An 18764-nucleotide genomic window follows, 5' to 3' on the forward strand; every position below is an offset into this window, starting at 1 on the left:
TTTAGTACCGACAAAGGTAGAAGTTAGCTTGCAAATATAGGTACGTGCGAGGCAGATATTATGCATTGAGTAATATTTCAGTAATAACTTTCAGCCTCTTCTGAAGCAAAATCCGCATAGTTTTGCAGTACAATAATCGCTGGAAGCAATATGTAAAACCTCTAAAAATGTAAAAACTATGAGTGCAAGAATTATTTTCCTCAATCTGTGTCTCGCTATATTGTTCGCATCACAAGCGAAGGCACAAATCATCGTTTCTGATGGAACGAAAATACAGAATGATACCATCGGTGAAGCACAAATCCTTGTGCAATATGAAACGCGCTGTATCAGTAATACGGAAAAGCCGGAAAATGTTACGGAAGAAACCATGATGCTGGAAGTCGGTAAAAATCTCTCTAAGTTCTACAGTTACACCAAGTATGTTTGCGACTCTGTACTGGCAGTAGACTTCGCCAATAAAGCCTCGCAGGAAACGATTAATGAACATCTGAAACAATACGGAACAAGCAAACTGAGCGAACGAACCTTCAGAGGTTATCCTGCCGGAAAAGTAACGACCCTCGATGAAGTGGCAGGCATGACGCGCCTGCGTTGCGAAGAAACGGATGAACGTCCGCAGTGGAAGATACTGGCAGAAAACGATAGTGTCCTCTCCTACCTTTGCAGCAAAGCCGAATGTCAATTCAAAGGCCGTACATGGACGGCATGGTTTACTGCAGAAATACCCATAAGCGAAGGTCCATGGAAGCTTTGCGGACTGCCCGGACTGATACTGAAAGCCGAAGACAGTGAAGGGCATTATTCATTCACTGCCACAGGTGTAGAGCAATGCCACACATATCGGCCGATACTTTTCGACGGAAAGAAGCACGAACCGATGAACCGCAAAGCATACAACAAAGTGCACGAACGTTATTATGCCGATCCGGTAGGATTTATCACCGGAAGCATGCCGAACGTCACCGTTAAGGTTAGTGATGAACACGGCAATGCAACCAAGAACCCGAAAAACGTTCCTTATAATCCACTGGAACGATAATATTTCTCCACACCCGTAAGCATTCGTGAAATCTATCGCATACTGAATGCATTTCAGTCGTATACTGAACCCTATTCAGTCGTATAGTGAATGCCATTCAGTCGTATACTTAAACATCCTCTTTTTACGCATTGATAATCAATAAATTACGAAATCACCATAATCGTATAAAAATTTCAACAAACTTCAATTGCCAAACAATCAATTATTGCAGTGTATGAATAAAAAAACTATCATTCTATTTTTCCTGTTTCTCTTTAGTTTCTTGTCGCCTACCTACGCCCAGACGTTGAGCGGCAAGATAACAGATGCAGAAACCAATCAACCGCTGGAAGCTGTAATGATTAGTGTATTACGCGGACACACAACGATAGACTATGCATTGACCGATGCCAAAGGACAATTTTCTTTGCCGTGGAAGCATAGCGGAATGCTGCAACTCAATATTTCTTTGTTAGGCTATAAGAGAGAAATGCGGAATATCAATGCGGCAGGAATCCTGAATCTCAGCCTACAACCGGAAGCCATCGTATTAAAAGAAGTACAAATACGTCCCGGACGTATCAATACCCGAAAAGATACGGTGAGATATGACTTGGCACAGTTTGCTTCATCTAAAGATGTGCACATAAAGGATGTATTGAAGAAACTTCCGGGCGTGGATGTAGATGAAAACGGACAGGTTAAGTATAAAGGGAAAGCCATCGACCACTACTTTGTGGAAGGAATGGACGTGACAGGCGGACGTTATAACCAAATCAACAACAATCTGAGCGCCAAAGCCGTAAAGAGTGCGGAAATCATGGAGAACTATCAGTCAGTAAAGGCCTTGAAAGGAAAAATCAATTCCGATGAGGTGGCATTGAACCTGAAACTCGACCCGAAAGCACGCGATCAATGGATAGCAAACGGTACTCTGGGAACCGGATGGAGTGAGAACAACAAAATCCTGTGGGAAGGCAGACTGAATGCCCTTCAACTGGGTAAAGGAAAACAGAGTGTCTATAATTACAAGACGAATAACAATGGCAAGGACCTCAGCAACGAGCAAACCAAACTGACCGGAAATGGCCAGCAACAAGTTCCGCTTTCCGGTTTTCTCTCCCAGCCGGGCATCAGCGCACCATTAGACAAGAATCGCTTATTATTCAATGAAACCCACACCCTGAACGGCAACCGTATGTACAAATGGAATGATGACCGCAGCTTACGCCTGCAAGCCGGATATACTCATGAGCTAATCCAACAGCAACGGGGAAATACCCAAATCTATTATCAACCGACAGATACCATACAAATAGACGAAACCTACCATTATCGTCTGAGAAGTGACATCGCTAATCTGGAACTGCGTTATGAAGACAACAGCAGCCGGAATTATATATCCAACCGCTTCACCGTAGACGGAGAAATAAATCGCGGACGTTCGGAGGAACTGGGACAAACTCTGCAAACGTCACAGCTAAGTGCCGGAAACTACTTCAATCTTATCCGAAACCGGGAAAGCGGAACCTGGGAATTTCGTTCGACGACACAGTATGCTTACCAGCCTGCATCCTTACTACTCGAAGAAGGAAAAAGTAAATTCAACCAGCACAACTTCTACACAGATAACAGTGCCGCATATCTACGAAAGTATGATGGATTTACCCAACAATATAAGGCAGGAATACAAGGAGAACGGGCTACCCTGAAATATACTCCGACAAGACAGCCCAATGATTTCAATGCTTCGCATCTGTCATTGCATATTACCCCCTACTTCCAGCTGGAACGTGGAAAATGGCTGGCTACACTTTCGCTTCCTCTGAAAGCAGATCGGTATTTCTCACAACAGCGTTCGTTCCTGTTCTTCAATCCGTCCATGTATTTGCGCTATAAACTGGATTATCATTGGACGTTCTCCCTTTATGGCAGTCTGAAACGCTCGGCAGAAGACTTCTCCGACTTGTATCCGGGACTCTACCAAACTGATTACCGCACCTGGCGAGACGGCAACGGACTTTTCCCTACCAGCCTCACGCAAACCTACAATCTCTACGGAGAGTACAAAAACACTGTACAGGAATTTTTCATCACTGCCGCACTAACCTACAGCCGCAGCAACCGGAATACTCTTTTCGAACAGAGTGTTTCCGAAAATGCCATTGTCTACACTCGTCGTGAACTACCGAACCATAACGATAGCTGGAATCTCAGCAGTACTTTCTCCAAAGGTATATACGACTGGCATTTGAAAACCTCACTCACCCTACTACTCAGTCGCAGCAATGGCGAACAGCTTACCCGCCTGGCTGACAGCGAGGGTAACCGGCAAAGTCTTCTGCAGACCTATCGTTATGATTATCTGAAAGCAGAGCCTAAAATAATCTGGTCTCCCGCAGATGTTTTTGAAGCGGAATATCATGCCACATTAGGCTATGGCGGCAGTAAGATAGGAAGTGATACCCGTCTCACCCCGTTACTGGACTTCGTACAACGGCTACATCTCACATTCAGTATCGGGCAGGTAGACCTACGGCTATCCGGCGAGCATTACCGGAATGACTTAGGAGGGGACGCACATCTCAACACCGTGTTCGCAGATGCATCCCTTATCTATAAAAGAAAAAAATGGAGATTGGAAGCAAGCCTCAACAACCTGTTCAACAAAAAAGAGTATGCTTACACAACGTATTCCACCACGCAAAGCTACACTTCACGACTAAATATACGTCCGAGGGAAGCAATGGTGACGATAAATCATCAGTTCTGAGCCTGCAATATCATCACCGTGGAATATATCAATATCCCAACTATCGTCAATCCGCCCACCAATATGGGAGCATAAATATGGGGGACTTTCTTCATGGTCTTATACCCGCTGACTTTCAGGAAAAGGCGATATACAATGTATGCGGCAATCAATCCAACCAATGTTCCCGCGATGAGATCGCCCGGATAATGCACTCCCAAGTAGACACGTGAATAGCAGGTCAGCAACGCCCATCCCATCATAAACACAGTGAGCCATCGTTTACGGAAAAGAAACCAGACAAAGAATGCCAGGCCAAAAGTATTGGCAGCATGACAGGAGGGGAATCCATAACGCCCTCCTCGATGTCCGTTTACGATATGCACCATGTCGGATATGGGATTTTCCAGATTGGCGGGACGAAGGCGTTCCACATACGGGCGTATCAATGTTGCCCCCGTCTGGTCGGCAATGGTAATTACGAGTGCCAGACCGACCATGCAGAACAAAGTCACTTTCCAATGGAAGTTGCGCAGCATCACATACCAAATGGCAGCATACATCGGCACCCAGACCCACTTACCGCTGTAGGCACTCATAAAGTAATCGAAAAAGGTGTTGTGCATCCCATTGATGAAAAGGAATATGTTTGTGTCTATATCTATCGCCCCTTGCAAGACATCCATAAGTGCTGTCATACTTTATACTCTTATACTTTAATTATCTTCCTTTATCTTTTTGCTATATCGTCATACAATTTCTGCAGATAGGCTTTGCCCAACGGCAAGTTCTTTCCCTTTGCCGTGCCCTCATCCACTACCACAGCACCTGCCTGGCAATTGAATATCACCTGGTTGTCCGCTGTCACCATACCGAAAGCATCGGGTACGGTAAAGAACGCGAAATGAGGGGAAGCGGGATTAAGCATATCTTTACTGAAAACAAACTCTTCATGGGGCAGCGCCAATTGGGCCAGCAACGTGGCTGCAATGTCATGTTGCGAGCCATAGACGTCAATGCGCCTCGGCTCTCGGATGGCACCGCCCACCATCAACAGAGGTATCCGGTAGCGTTCTACCAACAAATTGTCGATATGTTCGGGATAAGCTCCCAAGTGGTCTGGAACAAACACAATCACCGTATTCTTCCACTGGGGGAGCTCACGGAACTGTCTTACAAAATCGCCTGCACAACTATCCGTATAGGCAAAGGCGTTCAGCCGGTCATTCTCCAGACGACGGAAAGGTACTTCAAAAGGCTCGTGGCTGCTGGAGGTCTGCAAGACACGGAAATAAGGAGTTTTCTCTTCTGCAGTTCCTTCGGCAGCTTCGGTTTTCAAGTCTTCCAGCAGACGGTTGAATACGAGATGGTCGTGCGCCCCCCACTTACTTAAACGTTCCGTTACGGGAAAGTCCTGGTCGGAAACAATATCTTCAAAGCCCGATGACATCAGGTAGGAACGCATATTGGTAAAGTCGGCATCACCGCCATAATAATACTTGGTACCATAACCCGCCTTCCGCAAGCTGCCTGCAATGGCAGGAATGGACTGCGTTTTACGGGGATACTTCATAATACTCGTAGTGGGCTGGGCAGGATAGCCACTCAAGATAGCCACCAGTCCACGGTCCGTACGAAAACTGTTGGCGTAGAAGTTCGTAAAGAGCACCCCTTCCTTACTCAAGCTATCCAGATGGATGGCAATATTCGGCTCACCTCCCAAAGCTGTCATCAACCTAGAGGAAAAACTCTCAAGAATCACAAAGAGTACATCGGGACGCTGAGTATTGAATAAAGTATGCAGCGAATCGGCAGATTGCCGCACAGAATCCGTCTCTTCCGTTTGACCACCGGCAACTGCGGGTTCAAGCATGTCTTTAAAAAGCCGGTCGGCCTCCGCAGCTTCCATAAAACGGTATTGCTTGCTAAAGTCCTTCTGCTTGGCAAGAGATTCCATCAGACTGAATGCAGGGTTGATAGCTGCATGGTTCAGACGCTGCTCGGCACTGAAATAGACTTTCCCCACATTCATGGTAGATACTGTAAAGCCTCCACGGATAGGAATAAACAGCAGCCCCGTCATCAGCAACAATATACCTGACACCTTCAGGCGACGATAAGGCAGTTTCATCCGCAGCAACAGGTTCTTCTGCAGCAAGATGCCGTAGAAAACAGCATACAGCACGACAGCATAAACAGCCATTGCCACAATTCCCCCCAGCACCATCCAAATGCTGACACTGGCCACTGCGTCTTTAGGGGAGGAAAAGAAATAGAATAACGGAGTAGCATCCAAACGGAACCCCCAATACTCGTATAATCCTAAATCGACAGTAAAAATTATGGAGATAAGTACTGAAATGAAGAGGAAATAGCTGCACCAGATGCGATAAAGGGATTTAGAAAGTGTCCATACAGAGGTTATGAAAAGAAAACCGGGAATAGCTGTCAGATAACCAGCCAGAGATAGGTCTAAAGGTAACCCATGCCAAATGACACTGAACCAGTCCGCACACGAGGCATCCGGGTACAGCGATTTGTAAAACAGCATAAACAGTGGTTTTTGCAACACAAAAATGCAGACAAACAAGCAGTATGTCTTAATAAATCCTATGAGCCTATCTTTCATCGGTGCCTTATTGTATATCTAAATATAAGGCGCAAAAATAAATCTTTTTATTCTATTTCTCACCAATATTAGTCAATAATTACATTGAAAGATAGGCTTATAGGATATTTTAAGTTTATCCGTTCACGCGTTTGTAATCTTCAAGGAACTTCCTCAGACCGGAATCGGTCAGCGGATGATTAAGTAAACCCTTAATGGCCGAAAGCGGACAAGTAGCCACATCAGCACCCACCTCTATACACTGCATGATATGTGCCGTATGACGGATAGAGGCGGCAAGTACCTGGGTGGTATATCCATAATAACGGTACATCTCTACAATCTTCGCAACCAATGCAATGCCATCCTCACAGATATCATCGAGACGCCCCACAAACGGAGAAACATACGTTGCACCTGCCTTGGCTGCAAGCAATGCCTGACCGACAGAAAATACCAGAGTACAATTTGTACGGATACCTTTGCCCGAGAAGTATTTAACGGCCTTGATACCTTCTGCAATGCAAGGCACCTTCACTACGATATGCGGATTCAAGGCTGCCAATTCTTCACCCTCTTTAATCATGCCTTCATAGTCGGTGGCTATCACCTCGGCACTTACATCGCCTTGCACAATATTACAGATGTCCACATAGTGCTTACGCTGGTTCTCCACTCCTTTGATACCTTCTTTTGCCATAAGCGAAGGATTAGTGGTAACTCCGTCGAGTACGCCCAAGTCATAGGCCTCCCGAATCTGTTCCAAATTTGCCGTATCAATAAAAAACTTCATGATATAAATGTTTAGATGGTTGATATTACAAATATAACGATTTACATCATAAATGGTTCCCGCTAGTCCTTTATTATCTTTCCCTGACGCAATATTATTCGGTCAGCGGTTTCGCTTCAAGAATAAACGGTTAGTAATTGTTTGCGGCAATTCATTCTCATAGTGGGTTACCATAATCATCGTTTTATCCCGACGATGGCAGAATGCCTCTATTATCTTCTTGACCCGACGGCGGTTGTATGTATCGAGTCCATGAAGCGGTTCATCCAATATCAGCAGTTCCGGGTCCTTGACAAAAGCACGAGCCAATAATGCCAGACGCTGTTCTCCACTGGAGAGTTGCAGAAAAGGCTTGTCTTTCAAGGCTGCAATACCGAAAATATCCATCCACCACTCGCATACCGACATCTGTTCGGCATGAGGACGTTTATACAATCCGATGCTGTCGTGCAGACCGGAAGCGACAATCTCTATGGCAGGCAGATTCTTCAGATAAGCACGATGCATTTCCGGACTGACATAACCGATGTGTTTCTTGATTTCCCAAATACTCTCCCCCGTTCCGCGCTTCCGTCCGAAAAGACTGATATCGCAGGCGTATGACTGCGGATTATCCGCACAAACCAAACTAAGCAAGGTAGACTTGCCAGCACCGTTCTCGCCACTCAGCGCCCACTTCTCACCACGCATCACTGTCCAATCCAGCTCCTTCAGAATGGTACGGTCATCGTAACGGATGCTAACCCCGTTCAATTTCACCACTTCGTCCGAAGTGAAATTCGCATGTTCGTAGGGCAAATCGAGAATACGCCGCTGCAATTCCTCCAACGCTCCGGCCTCTTCCTGAATACGCATCTGATTGCCCGCACAGAATGCCTGCACATACTCCTCACGTTCCATCTTTTCGCCCACCTTCATCTCCTCTACCGGCACAACGTGTGTAACAAATGAAGGTATGTCATCCAACATGGAAAGCACAAGGACAATCTGCAACTCGCCCAGCCGGGTAAGCCGATCCAGCAAATTAAAAAGCAGTTCACGGGTAGGCGCATCCAGCCCTATGAAAGGATTGTCCATGATAAGAATTCGGGGAACAGTCAGTAAAGCTTTAGTCAACTGAAACTTGCGCAGCTCCCCACTGCTGAGAAGAATGATTTTCTTGTCAAGCATCGGCTCTATGCTGAAAAGTTCAAATAGCTGCCGCCTCAAGACATCGTCTTTTACCTCTCCCAGCACTTCGCGTACTAGCGGAGCATCCTCCTGGTCGTGGGCATTCCAACGCTGTTGATAGTAATAATTGGCATCGGCAGAACCGTAAGTATCACGGAAAGCAATGTATTTGATATTGTCATAGGCAGTTTTCGTGAGGGAGGGAGAGAAATCATAGGTAAGCTCACCATCACGCAAAGGATACTTTTCCGTCAGCATATCCACCAGGAGGCTCTTTCCGGCTCCGTTCGGTCCTACAATGGCAATGTGTTCTCCTGCCAGGAAATCAAGGGTGACAGGCTCTGTCAAACGAACAAGCGGGTTGCGTACTACGCCCCCCGCTATGTGTATTGTATGTTGTTGCATCATCCAATCATCATTTATACATAATCAGTGCCGATTGGGCCGGAACAACAACTTCGGGGCCGTACAGTGTGCCCAAACCTTGTTCATTGATAAAGCCATCCTTGCAGACCACTGTATATTTACCTTCGGGTACGGTAAGTTTGGCAGGCTCCTTACGGGCATTCAAGACTACTATAATATCTCCCCATGCATCACCGTTGGCATTTTCTTTCAGACGGTAAACCACCACATTGCTGCCGTCAACCGGTAGAAATTCCAAATGCTTACGCACCAAATCCGCATCACCCATACGGAAAGCCGGATGCTTCTTACGAAGCTGTATCAACCCTTTATAATAAGCAAATACATCTGCATGCTCCGCCTTTCGTCTCCAATCAATCGCATTGATGGAATCGGGACTCTCAAAACTATTGTGTACTCCCTTCTTGTCACGCATCACTTCCTCACCGGCATAAATAAACGGTACACCTTGGGAAGTGAATACGGCTGTTTGCGCCAGTTTGTCAAGCTTTGCCAATTCTACGGGAGTAATACCCGGGATACTTGCTTTCAGCCTATCCACCAAGCACATATCATCATGGCAGGAAACATAGCTGATCATCTGTGTAGGTTGTTCCGCCCACGGAGCCTTACTATAATTCACAGAGTCATTATTTACTTGCGGATGCCTGATGGCTCCTACAATACCAAACTTTATGCTCTCCTCTCCTCCCGGCAATCCAGCAAGGAAAGCACCTTGATGATTGTCATTAAACGGACCGCGTAAAGCATCACGCATTTCGTCAGAGAAAGCAGCAACACCCGGCATCTTATAAGTATTGGCTTTCATTGCCAGAGAATCTTCCGCCATCTGTGGAGCCGATGCCGCCCATCCTTCACCATATATAAATATAGTCGGATCTACAGACGTTGCCGCCTTACGGATTTCGTTCATTGTCTCGATGTCATGAATACCCATCAGGTCAAAACGGAATCCGTCAATGTGATATTCATTAATCCAATGTAATACAGACTCTATCATGTATTTACGCATCATCGGACGGTTGCTGGCAGTTTCATTGCCACAAGCCGAACCGTCTGCATACGTTCCGTCTGGTCGCTGACGGTAAAAGTATCCCGGCACTGTACGTTCAAAATTACTGTCGGATGTATTGAAAGTATGGTTATACACCACATCCAGAACAACACGGATACCTGCTTTGTGCAAAGCCTGCACCATCTGCTTGAATTCCCGGATACGAACATCCGGTTTGTAGGGGTCGGTAGAATAAGAGCCATCAGGCACATTGTAATTCTGCGGATCATATCCCCAATTATACTTGTTCTCGTCCAGCTTTGTCTCATCAACGGAGGCATAGTCATAAGACGGAAGGAGATGTACATGTGTCACCCCCAATTCTTTCAGATGGTCAATGCCGGTTGCCAGCTTGTCGGGACTTACCGTTCCTTGTTCTGTCAATGCCAGGAACTTTCCTTTATGCTCAATGCCCGACGACGGATCGATGGACATATCACGATGGTGCATTTCATAAAGAATCACATCGGCAGGAGAGGCCAATGCCGGACGTTTATCATCTACCCATCCTTCGGGGTCCGTGGATTTCATGTCGATGATGGCGGCACGTTTTCCATTCACCCCTACAGCTTTGGCATTGATACCCGGAGTGTCCCCCAGCCACTTATCATTGATTTTCACATTGAATGTGTAGAATTTACCCATCAAGTCCTTTTCAACTTTAGTTTTCCAAGTTCCTTCTTCAGAGGGTTCCATTGAAATAGTTTCATAGGCATGCCCTCCGTCTCCTGCTTCGAACAACATCAGGCGAACTTCATCTGCCGTAGGTGCCCACAATGTGAATTGCGTGGCAGCAGGTGTATATTCCATCTCTGTCAGACTACCCGAACGGACAGGGTAAAGTTCGTACGAAGCATACTCCGTCTTCGCGGGAGTGCAGCTTACAACCGTCGTTGCAGCCACTCCAATGATAGCAAGTTCATTCAATTTCATGATATTATTTTTAGATTCTACATTTCAATTCTTATCACTTCTTCACCTTATCCGGATTTTTGGCAATAAAGTCTTTCCAGCCATGATAGCCTTTCTCCACCGTGGGACGCCCCATCTGCAGAAAGTGACAATAGGCAGCAGCAAGCCCGTCCGTTGCATCCATAAAAGTAGGCATATCCTCTTTAGGAAAATGCAGCATACGCTGCAACATGTCTGCCACCTGTTCCTTGGATGCTTGTCCGTTTCCGGTGATGGCCATCTTTATTTTTAAAGGAGCATATTCCGTAATGGGAATATCCCTGCTCAAAGCAGCTGCCATTGCTACGCCTTGCGCACGCCCCAACTTCAACATGGACTGTACATTCTTTCCGAAGAAAGGGGCCTCAATAGCGAGCTCGTCAGGCAAATAACTCTCTATGATACTCAGTACCCGTTCATGAATATGGCGTAACTTCAGATAGTGATCTCCAAATTTGCGGAGGTCGATAATTCCCATGGCTATCATTTCCGGCTTGACACCTGCCACACGCAATACTCCATACCCCATAATGGTGGTACCAGGGTCTATACCCAATATAATTTTCTCTTTGACCGGTTGTATCACACTATTACCTCCATCAATGTAGGAAAGCCAATCACTTTATCTTTAAAGATATTCAGTAATTCCTCGTTCAGTTTCACTCCTTGCTCTTGATGCCAACGATGCAGTTTGGCAGAGTTTTCCACCTCAAACTGAACAGAATAGCAGATGCTTCCTTCTTCAATATGACTCAAGATACGGGCTATACGTGGAGCATACAATGTTCCGTTCTTTTCTACCTCGGGAAGATAGTGTTCCTGCATCCATATCAGGAAGTTTTTGTCTTCTCCTTCCTCTACATGATAAGTGGTATTATATATCAGCATAACTTATTTTTTCAAATTCTTTCGCAAACATAGCAATTATTTCAGAATAATGCATTATATTTGCACCATCAAAAACGAAAGCAAGCCTGCAAACGTTGGCAACGGGGCGTTAGCTCATCTGGCTAGAGCGCGACACTGGCAGTGTCGAGGTGATGAGTTCGAGTCTCATACGCTCCACGAAAATTAAAACGGTTAGATTAGTCTAATCGTTTTTTTTGTACGCATTAACGAGCTATAAATTTACATATAGTCCATTTTCATTCGACAACTCATGAAAGAAGCTTTTACACGCAAGTCATTACTTATTTTAGGACGTGGCATAGGGCAAGTCATGTTCCAAAACAATGCATTGTCCGGATTATTGATGTTGATTGGAATCTTTTTGAATTCATGGCAAATGGGCCTATTGGCTGTAAGTGGCAACATAATAAGTACGTTGACAGCCCGTATCTCAGGATATGACTGTGATGATATAAAAAATGGATTATATGGTTTTAACGGTACACTGGTAGGAATAGCCGTAGGGGTCTTTATGCTTCTGACTGTAAGTTCCTTGATGCTGATGGCTATTGCCTCGTGTGCATCTACCTACATTGCACGGTTTTTCAACATGCAACGCGTGTTGCCCGGATTCACTACCCCTTTTATCCTTTCTGTATGGATGCTGCTGGGATTGTGCAGTTGGCTGATGCCTGACATGCTACTCGTCTCTGATACAGAAACACCCGCTTCTTCCTCCATAAATTACTTACAATGTTTCAGTATGGGCATAGGCCAGGTGATGTTTCAAGGAAACATGATGACCGGACTATTTTTCCTTGCAGGCATTCTCGTGAATTCCCGGAATGCAGCAGTATATACCATATTGGGAGCACTTCTCCCCCTCCTCCTAGCCACATTATTGGGAGTGGATTCCGAAGCTTTGAATATGGGTCTGATGGGATATAATGGCGTATTGTGTGCCCTTGCTTTAGGAGGTAAAAGCTGGATGAGCTGTATATGGACTGCATGTTCCGTTTTACTCTCTGTTGTATTGCAAATTGTGGGAATGAATTGGGGAATTATTACATTGACCGCACCTTTCGTTCTCTCCGTATGGCTGACAATGGGAATAAAAAATCTCTATCTCTTTTTCAAATTAGGCAGAAAGCAAGCCACCAACCCCAGTAAAGGCATAAAGGCACATACATTATAAACAGCCTCTATACCATACTTATCTGCCATACCTCCCAATACAGCCGAAGCGATACCGGCAATTCCAAAAGCGAAACCAAAAAACAACCCGGAAATCAAACCCAGCTTATTGGGTAGCAATTCCTGGGCGTACAGCAATATGGCAGGAAAAGCGGAAGAAAGCATCAGACCGACACAGAAGCTCAGCACTACTGTCCATGCAAGCCCTACGTGAGGCATCATCATACTGAATGGAGCCGTTCCAAGAATGGAAGCCCAGATAACATACTTACGTCCTATCCTATCACCTACGGGACCTCCCACCAATGTTCCGATGGCAGTGGCTACCAGGAAGACAAACAAGAAAAGCTGTGAAGCCTGAACAGTAACACCAAATTTATGGATCAGATAGAATGTATAGTAGCTCGTCAAACTTGCCATATAGATATATTTGGAGAAGATAAGTATCAGCAGAATACTTATGGCAAACACCGTCATTCTTGAAGAAAGGGGACGCTCTATCTTTCCTGCCACAAGCATCGGGCGTTTCTTGATATGATTCAAGTAGGAACGGAACCAACGACATATAGGAATCATCACCACGATGGCAATCAAGGCAAAACCGTGAACAAGGCAATGTGATGCCTCCCGTAAGGAGCTACCAGCAAAGCCACCAGTAACGGTCCAAGCGAGCCACCCAAATTCCCGCCCACCTGAAATAGAGACTGCGCCAGTCCGCGTTTTCCGCCGGAAGCCAGAAAAGTAATACGTGACGCCTCCGGATGGAGTACAGACGAACCGATACCCACAATGAATACCGAAGCCAGCAACCAATACAGATTAGTAGCAAAAGCCAGATTCATGATACCGACCAAAGTAAAGCCCATACCTATCGGCAATGACCAGGCAATGGGGCGCTTATCAAAGAACAATCCCATTAGAGGCTGAAACACGGACGCCGACATCTGATACACTAACGTAATCAGACCAATCTGGGCAAAACTCAAGGATAAATCCTCCTTGAACAAAGGGTATACTGCCGAAATAACCGATTGCAGCATATCGTTCAAACAATGCGAAATACTCAATGCTATAAGAATAGGAAAAGCAATTCTACGGATAGGAGGTCTCTGATTCTGTATCATCTTATACTGTCTATTACAAAAAACGGTGCAAAGGTACGTAAAAAATACATATCCAATCCACATAAAGACAAAACTCCCCGATTCTCGTCAATACAGAATCGGGGAGTTTTATCTTTATCAGTTCAGCAATCCCGGATTGGCTTCTATGGCTTCTTTCGGAATGGCCAATGTATAGCGGGCATCATTCTCTTCGAGTACATAACGCGTACCATCAAGCACTTTCTCCAAACGCGGACGGGTGGAACGACGAAGGTCAAACCAGCGATGTCCTTCAAAAGCAAGTTCACGGGCACGTTCATCTAATATTTCCTGTACCAACGCTTCCTTATCCATGGCATTGACAACAACGGATTTCGCTTCGTAGGCCTCCGGTGCATAACGTTTCCGCATCAGTTCCAGCAGGCGGGTACGTGCCTGAGACAGTTCTCCAAGTCGGGCAGCAGCCTCAGCAGCCGTCAGATATATTTCACCCACACGGAAAGTACACAAGTAGTTATTGCTTCCCGCCTTCTTATTCTTCCGGAAACCTTTTTCATCCGTTTCAGCAAAATATTTGTCCAGCCGAAGGTCGTTCTCAACATAAAGGGAGAGAAAAACCGGAGTAGCCAGAGCAGCCCCATTGATTGTACTGCTCAGAGGCGTCTCCAGTGGAGTAATATTTTCCACGGAATTATAACTGTTAGGAAGAGTTGCAGAGGCATCATTCAAATCTACCAATACAGACTTCACGGCAAGCACTGCCTCAGCAGCATCCCAAGCCGCCTGCCACTCGCCCTTATAAAGGGATACGCGTGATTGAAACGCCTCTACCGAAGCCGCATTGAAACGATATGAATATCTCTGTTCCCATTCTGCCTTCGTGACCAGTTTGCGTGCCTCGTCAATATCTGCTTGGATGGAAGTATAAACTTCTTCCACCGTATTGCGTTTCAGGACTTTCTCTAAATCCGTATCCAATTTCAGCGGTACCGATTTGGTATCCAAAGCTCCCTCCTTAGTATAGGGCTGTCCATAAAGATTTACCAATAAGAAATGTACATAAGCACGGAGCATATACGCTTCTCCTACAAGCTGATTTATCTCTTCCTCAGTGCCTTCCTTAATATCACTTCTGCTCTCAATAACGTGATTGGCAATAAAAAGCACATTGTAATACTTGGCCCATTCAAACGATGAGGTATAGGCATTGGGAGCAAGGTCGTTCCAGCGCTCTATATCCATATAATAATTTTGGTCATATTCATTATCCCGAACCTGCATCTCGTCGGAACGGAAACAAGCCATTCCCCGGTCACTGAATTTACTCACGTCCTTATAAGAACGGGCAAGCAACGCTCTATACTCAGCCAAAGAATTGGGAATGACACTACCGGTAGGCTGTATATCCAGATAGTTGTCGCATGCCGCAAGCAGAAGCATGCAGGCCATTATCATCAGACTTATTGTTTTCTTCATTTTCTTTCTGCTTTTGAAGTTAGAAATTCAAGTTCAAACTGAATGTAACCGACTTGGGTACGGGAGTTGCATAAGGATTGTACATCGACTCCGGATCCATGTAGTTATTATATCCCGAACCAAACACGAAGAGATTGCGTCCTTCAATAGATACCGTTGCCGAGTTCATTCCCAAACGCTTTGTCAGGAGCTCAGGGATACGGTAACCCAGACGCAGATTCTGCAAACGTACGTAGTTCAGCTTCTTCACCCAGATATCCAAATCCCTCCAGATGGTTTTAGAATCATACCAGGAGTACTCTTCCGGGTTGGAAGCACTCAGCATAAATGCCGGAAGCTCCGCATTCGGGTTTTCCGGAGTCCAGCGGTTCAGCACATCCGCATTATAGTTCTTGCCATAATCCGGATTAATGATGTCATAAGAGGGCTGCGTACGTACGTACCCGCCAAACGTCAAAGAGAAATTGACATTCAGCTCCCAGTTTTTATAGCTGAAGGTATTAATCAAACCTCCCGTATAAGGAGCATCGCTACTCCCGATATACGAATAAAAGGTTCTCTCTTCGGCTGCAGTTACATCGGAAGAGGCAATACCTATCCCCCACTCGTCCTTCAGGCGGTAAAGCTCCTTCAAGGTCACTTTCTCTCCCTCCGGATTATAGAACATCATATTACCGGTTTCCTTATTCACTCCCGCAGTCTTCAGTGCGAAAATTGCCCCTACGGGATAGCCTTCACGTCCCGGAGTGGTCTGCTGCTCCGGTATGTTTTCCTGCAATACCTTATTACCGTTATAGGCAAAATTGAAATTTGTGTACCAGGAGAAGTTTTTTGTCGTTATGTTACGGGTAGACAAGCTGATTTCCACACCTTTGTTCTCCATACTTGCCCAGTTGACGTTCATTGAAGTAAAGCCCGTCTCCAGAGGAAGCATGCGCAAAGCTATCAAATCGGTACCCTTACGATAATAATAGTCCACGCTCAGATTGATAGCCTGGTTCAATACAGAAAAATCAAAGCCGGCATTGACAGACTGCGTCTTTTCCCAACGCAACTTCTTGTTGGGAGCGGAATTAATAATAATTACATCTTCCGATACTCCGGGCAAAATACTTTCCGACCGATATGTACCCAACAGGAACGGAGAAGTATTCTTGTCAATATTTCCCTGCAGACCGTAAGATGCACGGAACACCAGGTTATCCACCCACTTGGCCTGCTGCATAAACGGTTCTTGTGACAGACGCCACAAGGCACTGACAGAATAAAGAGGAAGATAGCGGTACTTCTTATCCACACCGAAAAGGTCGGAACCGTCAAAGCGGATACTTCCTCCCACCGTGTAGCGGTTCAACAAAGAGTAAGAGGCCGTAGAGTAGAAAGATACATAAGCATTCTCCTTATACGTTGTCTGATGGAGCGGGAAAGACGTGGCGTAACTTTCGTTGGGGAAAATCACCGGTTTGGTCGTCAACGTCTTGCGGTCGAAGCCATACCCTGCCGAGAACAAGGTTTCATACCAGGTCTTGCGCAGCTCGGTACCCGCCATCACTTCCAGTTCATGAATATCATTGAAACTGTCGCGATATTCTCCCATCGCCTTCCAAGTAATCTGTGAATTGGAGTTTTCATAAGACTTCTGCATACCTCCTTCGGGCAGGAAGTGTTTGGTTTCTCCGCCCTGGGAGTATTCGCTCAACTTATAGTAATAGCGCATGGCATAGCTTTCCCAGTCCGCTATTTCTTCTCTGGAAGTCTTTTCCAACTGATAGCCAAACTGGGAAGTCAGCTTCCACTTGTCATTGAACCGTAGCTCCGCATCAAATATAGATGAAAAAGAATTCACCACGCTTTCATTAGACGTGTTCTGCCGTTCTTCAAAGATGTTGAATCCTAAATCCTTATCAGTGTTGTTCTGAATATCGTAGTCGTAATTATAGTTGCCATTCTTGTCATAAAGTTCAAAATACGGATTAGCCTTGCGTGAATAGAACACGGGATTCGACATACCGTATGCATCTGTCAGATAATTGGTATTTTTGCGACGGTTGGCAAACATGGAGGCACCCACTTTCAGTATACTGTTCACCTTATAGGAAGTCTTTCCTACCAAGTTGAAACGGTCCATACCCACACCGTCCACATTTCCATCCTCTTTATAATAGCCGAAAGAGGTATAATACGTAACCCTTTCCGTACCGCCGGAAAGGCTCAAGTTATATTCCTGGCTGAAAGCATCGCGGAAAAGGATATCTCCCCAGTTTGTATTAACACTCTTCAAACGGTTGATGGCAGCTTGTGTATCACTGCTCAAGGCATCCCATCCTCCATTCTGAAAAGCAGACAACTCATTGTAATTGGAAAGAATATTATATACGCCTCCTTTATGATTGTCCGGAGAATAGTTATTACGGATCATATCCATTTCCAATCCTACTTTCTCCGCTGAGTTCAGCAAGTTCAACCGGTCAAGGCTCAATGTAGGAGTATAGGTAAACCGGGACGAGAAATTGATAACCGGTTTACCGACCTTACCCTTCTTTGTTGTAATCACAATGACGCCATTGGCTGCCCTCGCACCATAGATGGCAGTGGCTGCCGCATCCTTCAGGATGGTGATATTCTCAATATCTGCCGGATTCAGGCCTGCAATGGAAGATTGCTTCATGTTGGTGATGTCATTCAGCTCATCCGGTTCGGGAACATCCGTTCCCTCCAAAGGAATGCCGTCCAGCACCCACAAAGGGTCTTGTGTACCATTCAATGAAGCAGTACCGCGAATGCGTATCTTTGCCGGAGCACCCGGAGCACCGGAAGTCGGGCTGACAGAAAGTCCGGCAATTTGTCCGGCAAGTGCCTGGTCGATACTTTTTACTGCACCGATGGTCTCGTCCGATATATCCAGTTTGGATACCGCTGCCGTCAGCTTGCGGCGCTCCACTGTCTGGTAACCCGTCACAACAACGGCATCGAGCATTTGGGAAGATGCATGAAGTGTTATTTCATAATGTTCCTTTCCCGGAACAAGCTTCACTTCCAATACGTCATATCCCACGTAGCTACAAAAGAAACGGGTTATCCCCGCAGGTATAGCGATAGAGAACTGACCATCCACATCAGTGATGACCCCCATTGTAGTCTGAGCACTCCCCGCCTTTTTCAAGTCTTCCGCAGTCACATAAACGGAAGCACCGATAAGCGGTAGGTTATCCTCTGAAGATATTACTACGCCCTGGACTTTTTTCTCTGCAGCAAAAGCAGATGACAAAGCTCCTACAAAGCATAGCAAAACGATTAATACACGTTTTTTCATGCGTTACATATA

Annotated in this window: 12 protein-coding genes, 1 tRNA gene and 1 pseudogene; 4 read left to right on the plus strand and 10 right to left on the minus strand. The window is 45.7% G+C overall.

Annotated features, from left to right (window positions below; genetic code table 11):
- Positions 1-178: 178 nt before the first annotated feature.
- On the plus strand, positions 179-1042 hold the full coding sequence (locus tag DXD78_RS09225; protein ID WP_034528586.1) for a GLPGLI family protein: 864 nt from the start codon (positions 179-181) through the stop codon (positions 1040-1042).
- Between the two features lie 217 nt (positions 1043-1259).
- Positions 1260-3797: a carboxypeptidase-like regulatory domain-containing protein gene (locus DXD78_RS09230; protein WP_009036599.1), complete on the plus strand. Its 2538-nt coding sequence runs from the start codon at positions 1260-1262 to the stop codon at positions 3795-3797.
- Here DXD78_RS09230 and DXD78_RS09235 read toward each other — a convergent pair.
- From DXD78_RS09235 to DXD78_RS09265, 7 genes are all read right to left on the minus strand, one after another.
- Positions 3788-4474, minus strand: coding sequence for a phosphatase PAP2 family protein (locus DXD78_RS09235; protein ID WP_022401654.1), 687 nt, complete (start codon positions 4472-4474; stop codon positions 3788-3790). The genes DXD78_RS09230 and DXD78_RS09235 overlap by 10 nt on opposite strands.
- Before the next feature lie 32 nt (positions 4475-4506).
- Entirely contained in the window at positions 4507-6405 is a 1899-nt protein-coding gene (locus DXD78_RS09240) for an LTA synthase family protein (RefSeq protein ID WP_009036597.1), read from the minus strand.
- 115 nt (positions 6406-6520) lie between these two features.
- Positions 6521-7177, minus strand: a complete 657-nt coding sequence (gene fsa, locus DXD78_RS09245; protein WP_005835793.1) for a fructose-6-phosphate aldolase — start codon at positions 7175-7177, stop codon at positions 6521-6523.
- Between the two features lie 102 nt (positions 7178-7279).
- Positions 7280-8752 carry an ATP-binding cassette domain-containing protein gene (locus DXD78_RS09250; RefSeq protein WP_034528916.1) on the minus strand — a complete coding sequence of 491 codons (1473 nt, stop codon included), beginning with the start codon at positions 8750-8752 and terminating at the stop codon, positions 7280-7282.
- A 10-nt stretch (positions 8753-8762) separates the two neighbouring features.
- Positions 8763-10760: a type I pullulanase gene (gene pulA / locus DXD78_RS09255; protein ID WP_009036595.1), complete on the minus strand. Its 1998-nt coding sequence runs from the start codon at positions 10758-10760 to the stop codon at positions 8763-8765.
- A 34-nt stretch (positions 10761-10794) separates the two neighbouring features.
- Positions 10795-11364, minus strand: a complete 570-nt coding sequence (ruvC, locus tag DXD78_RS09260) for a crossover junction endodeoxyribonuclease RuvC (protein ID WP_005826381.1) — start codon at positions 11362-11364, stop codon at positions 10795-10797.
- The gene (locus DXD78_RS09265; RefSeq protein ID WP_005826379.1) at positions 11361-11666 is read right to left on the minus strand and encodes a DUF4286 family protein; all 306 of its coding nucleotides are present in this window, start codon (positions 11664-11666) and stop codon (positions 11361-11363) included. Before DXD78_RS09265 ends, ruvC begins: the two co-directional genes overlap by 4 nt.
- 103 nt (positions 11667-11769) lie before the next feature.
- On the opposite strand from DXD78_RS09265, the gene DXD78_RS09270 reads away from it, so the two are divergent.
- Both DXD78_RS09270 and DXD78_RS09275 read left to right on the plus strand, forming a co-directional pair.
- Positions 11770-11843 (plus strand) — tRNA-Ala (locus DXD78_RS09270).
- 94 nt (positions 11844-11937) lie between these two features.
- The gene (locus DXD78_RS09275; protein WP_009036594.1) at positions 11938-12861 is read left to right on the plus strand and encodes an urea transporter; all 924 of its coding nucleotides are present in this window, start codon (positions 11938-11940) and stop codon (positions 12859-12861) included.
- Here the strand turns inward: DXD78_RS09275 and DXD78_RS09280 are convergent.
- From DXD78_RS09280 to DXD78_RS09290, 3 genes and pseudogenes are all read right to left on the minus strand, one after another.
- A pseudogene (locus DXD78_RS09280) lies at positions 12789-13984 on the minus strand (MFS transporter). The gene DXD78_RS09275 and the pseudogene DXD78_RS09280 overlap by 73 nt on opposite strands.
- Positions 13985-14101: 117 nt before the next feature.
- Positions 14102-15439, minus strand: a complete 1338-nt coding sequence (locus DXD78_RS09285; protein ID WP_009036592.1) for a RagB/SusD family nutrient uptake outer membrane protein — start codon at positions 15437-15439, stop codon at positions 14102-14104.
- A 19-nt stretch (positions 15440-15458) separates the two neighbouring features.
- A complete protein-coding gene (locus DXD78_RS09290; protein ID WP_005826375.1) occupies positions 15459-18752 on the minus strand; it encodes a SusC/RagA family TonB-linked outer membrane protein in 3294 nt (1097 codons plus the stop codon).
- Positions 18753-18764: the final 12 nt, after the last annotated feature.

It is taken from the genome of Bacteroides sp. D20, from assembly GCF_003436255.1.
Taxonomy (GTDB): Bacteria; Bacteroidota; Bacteroidia; order Bacteroidales; family Bacteroidaceae; genus Bacteroides; species Bacteroides uniformis.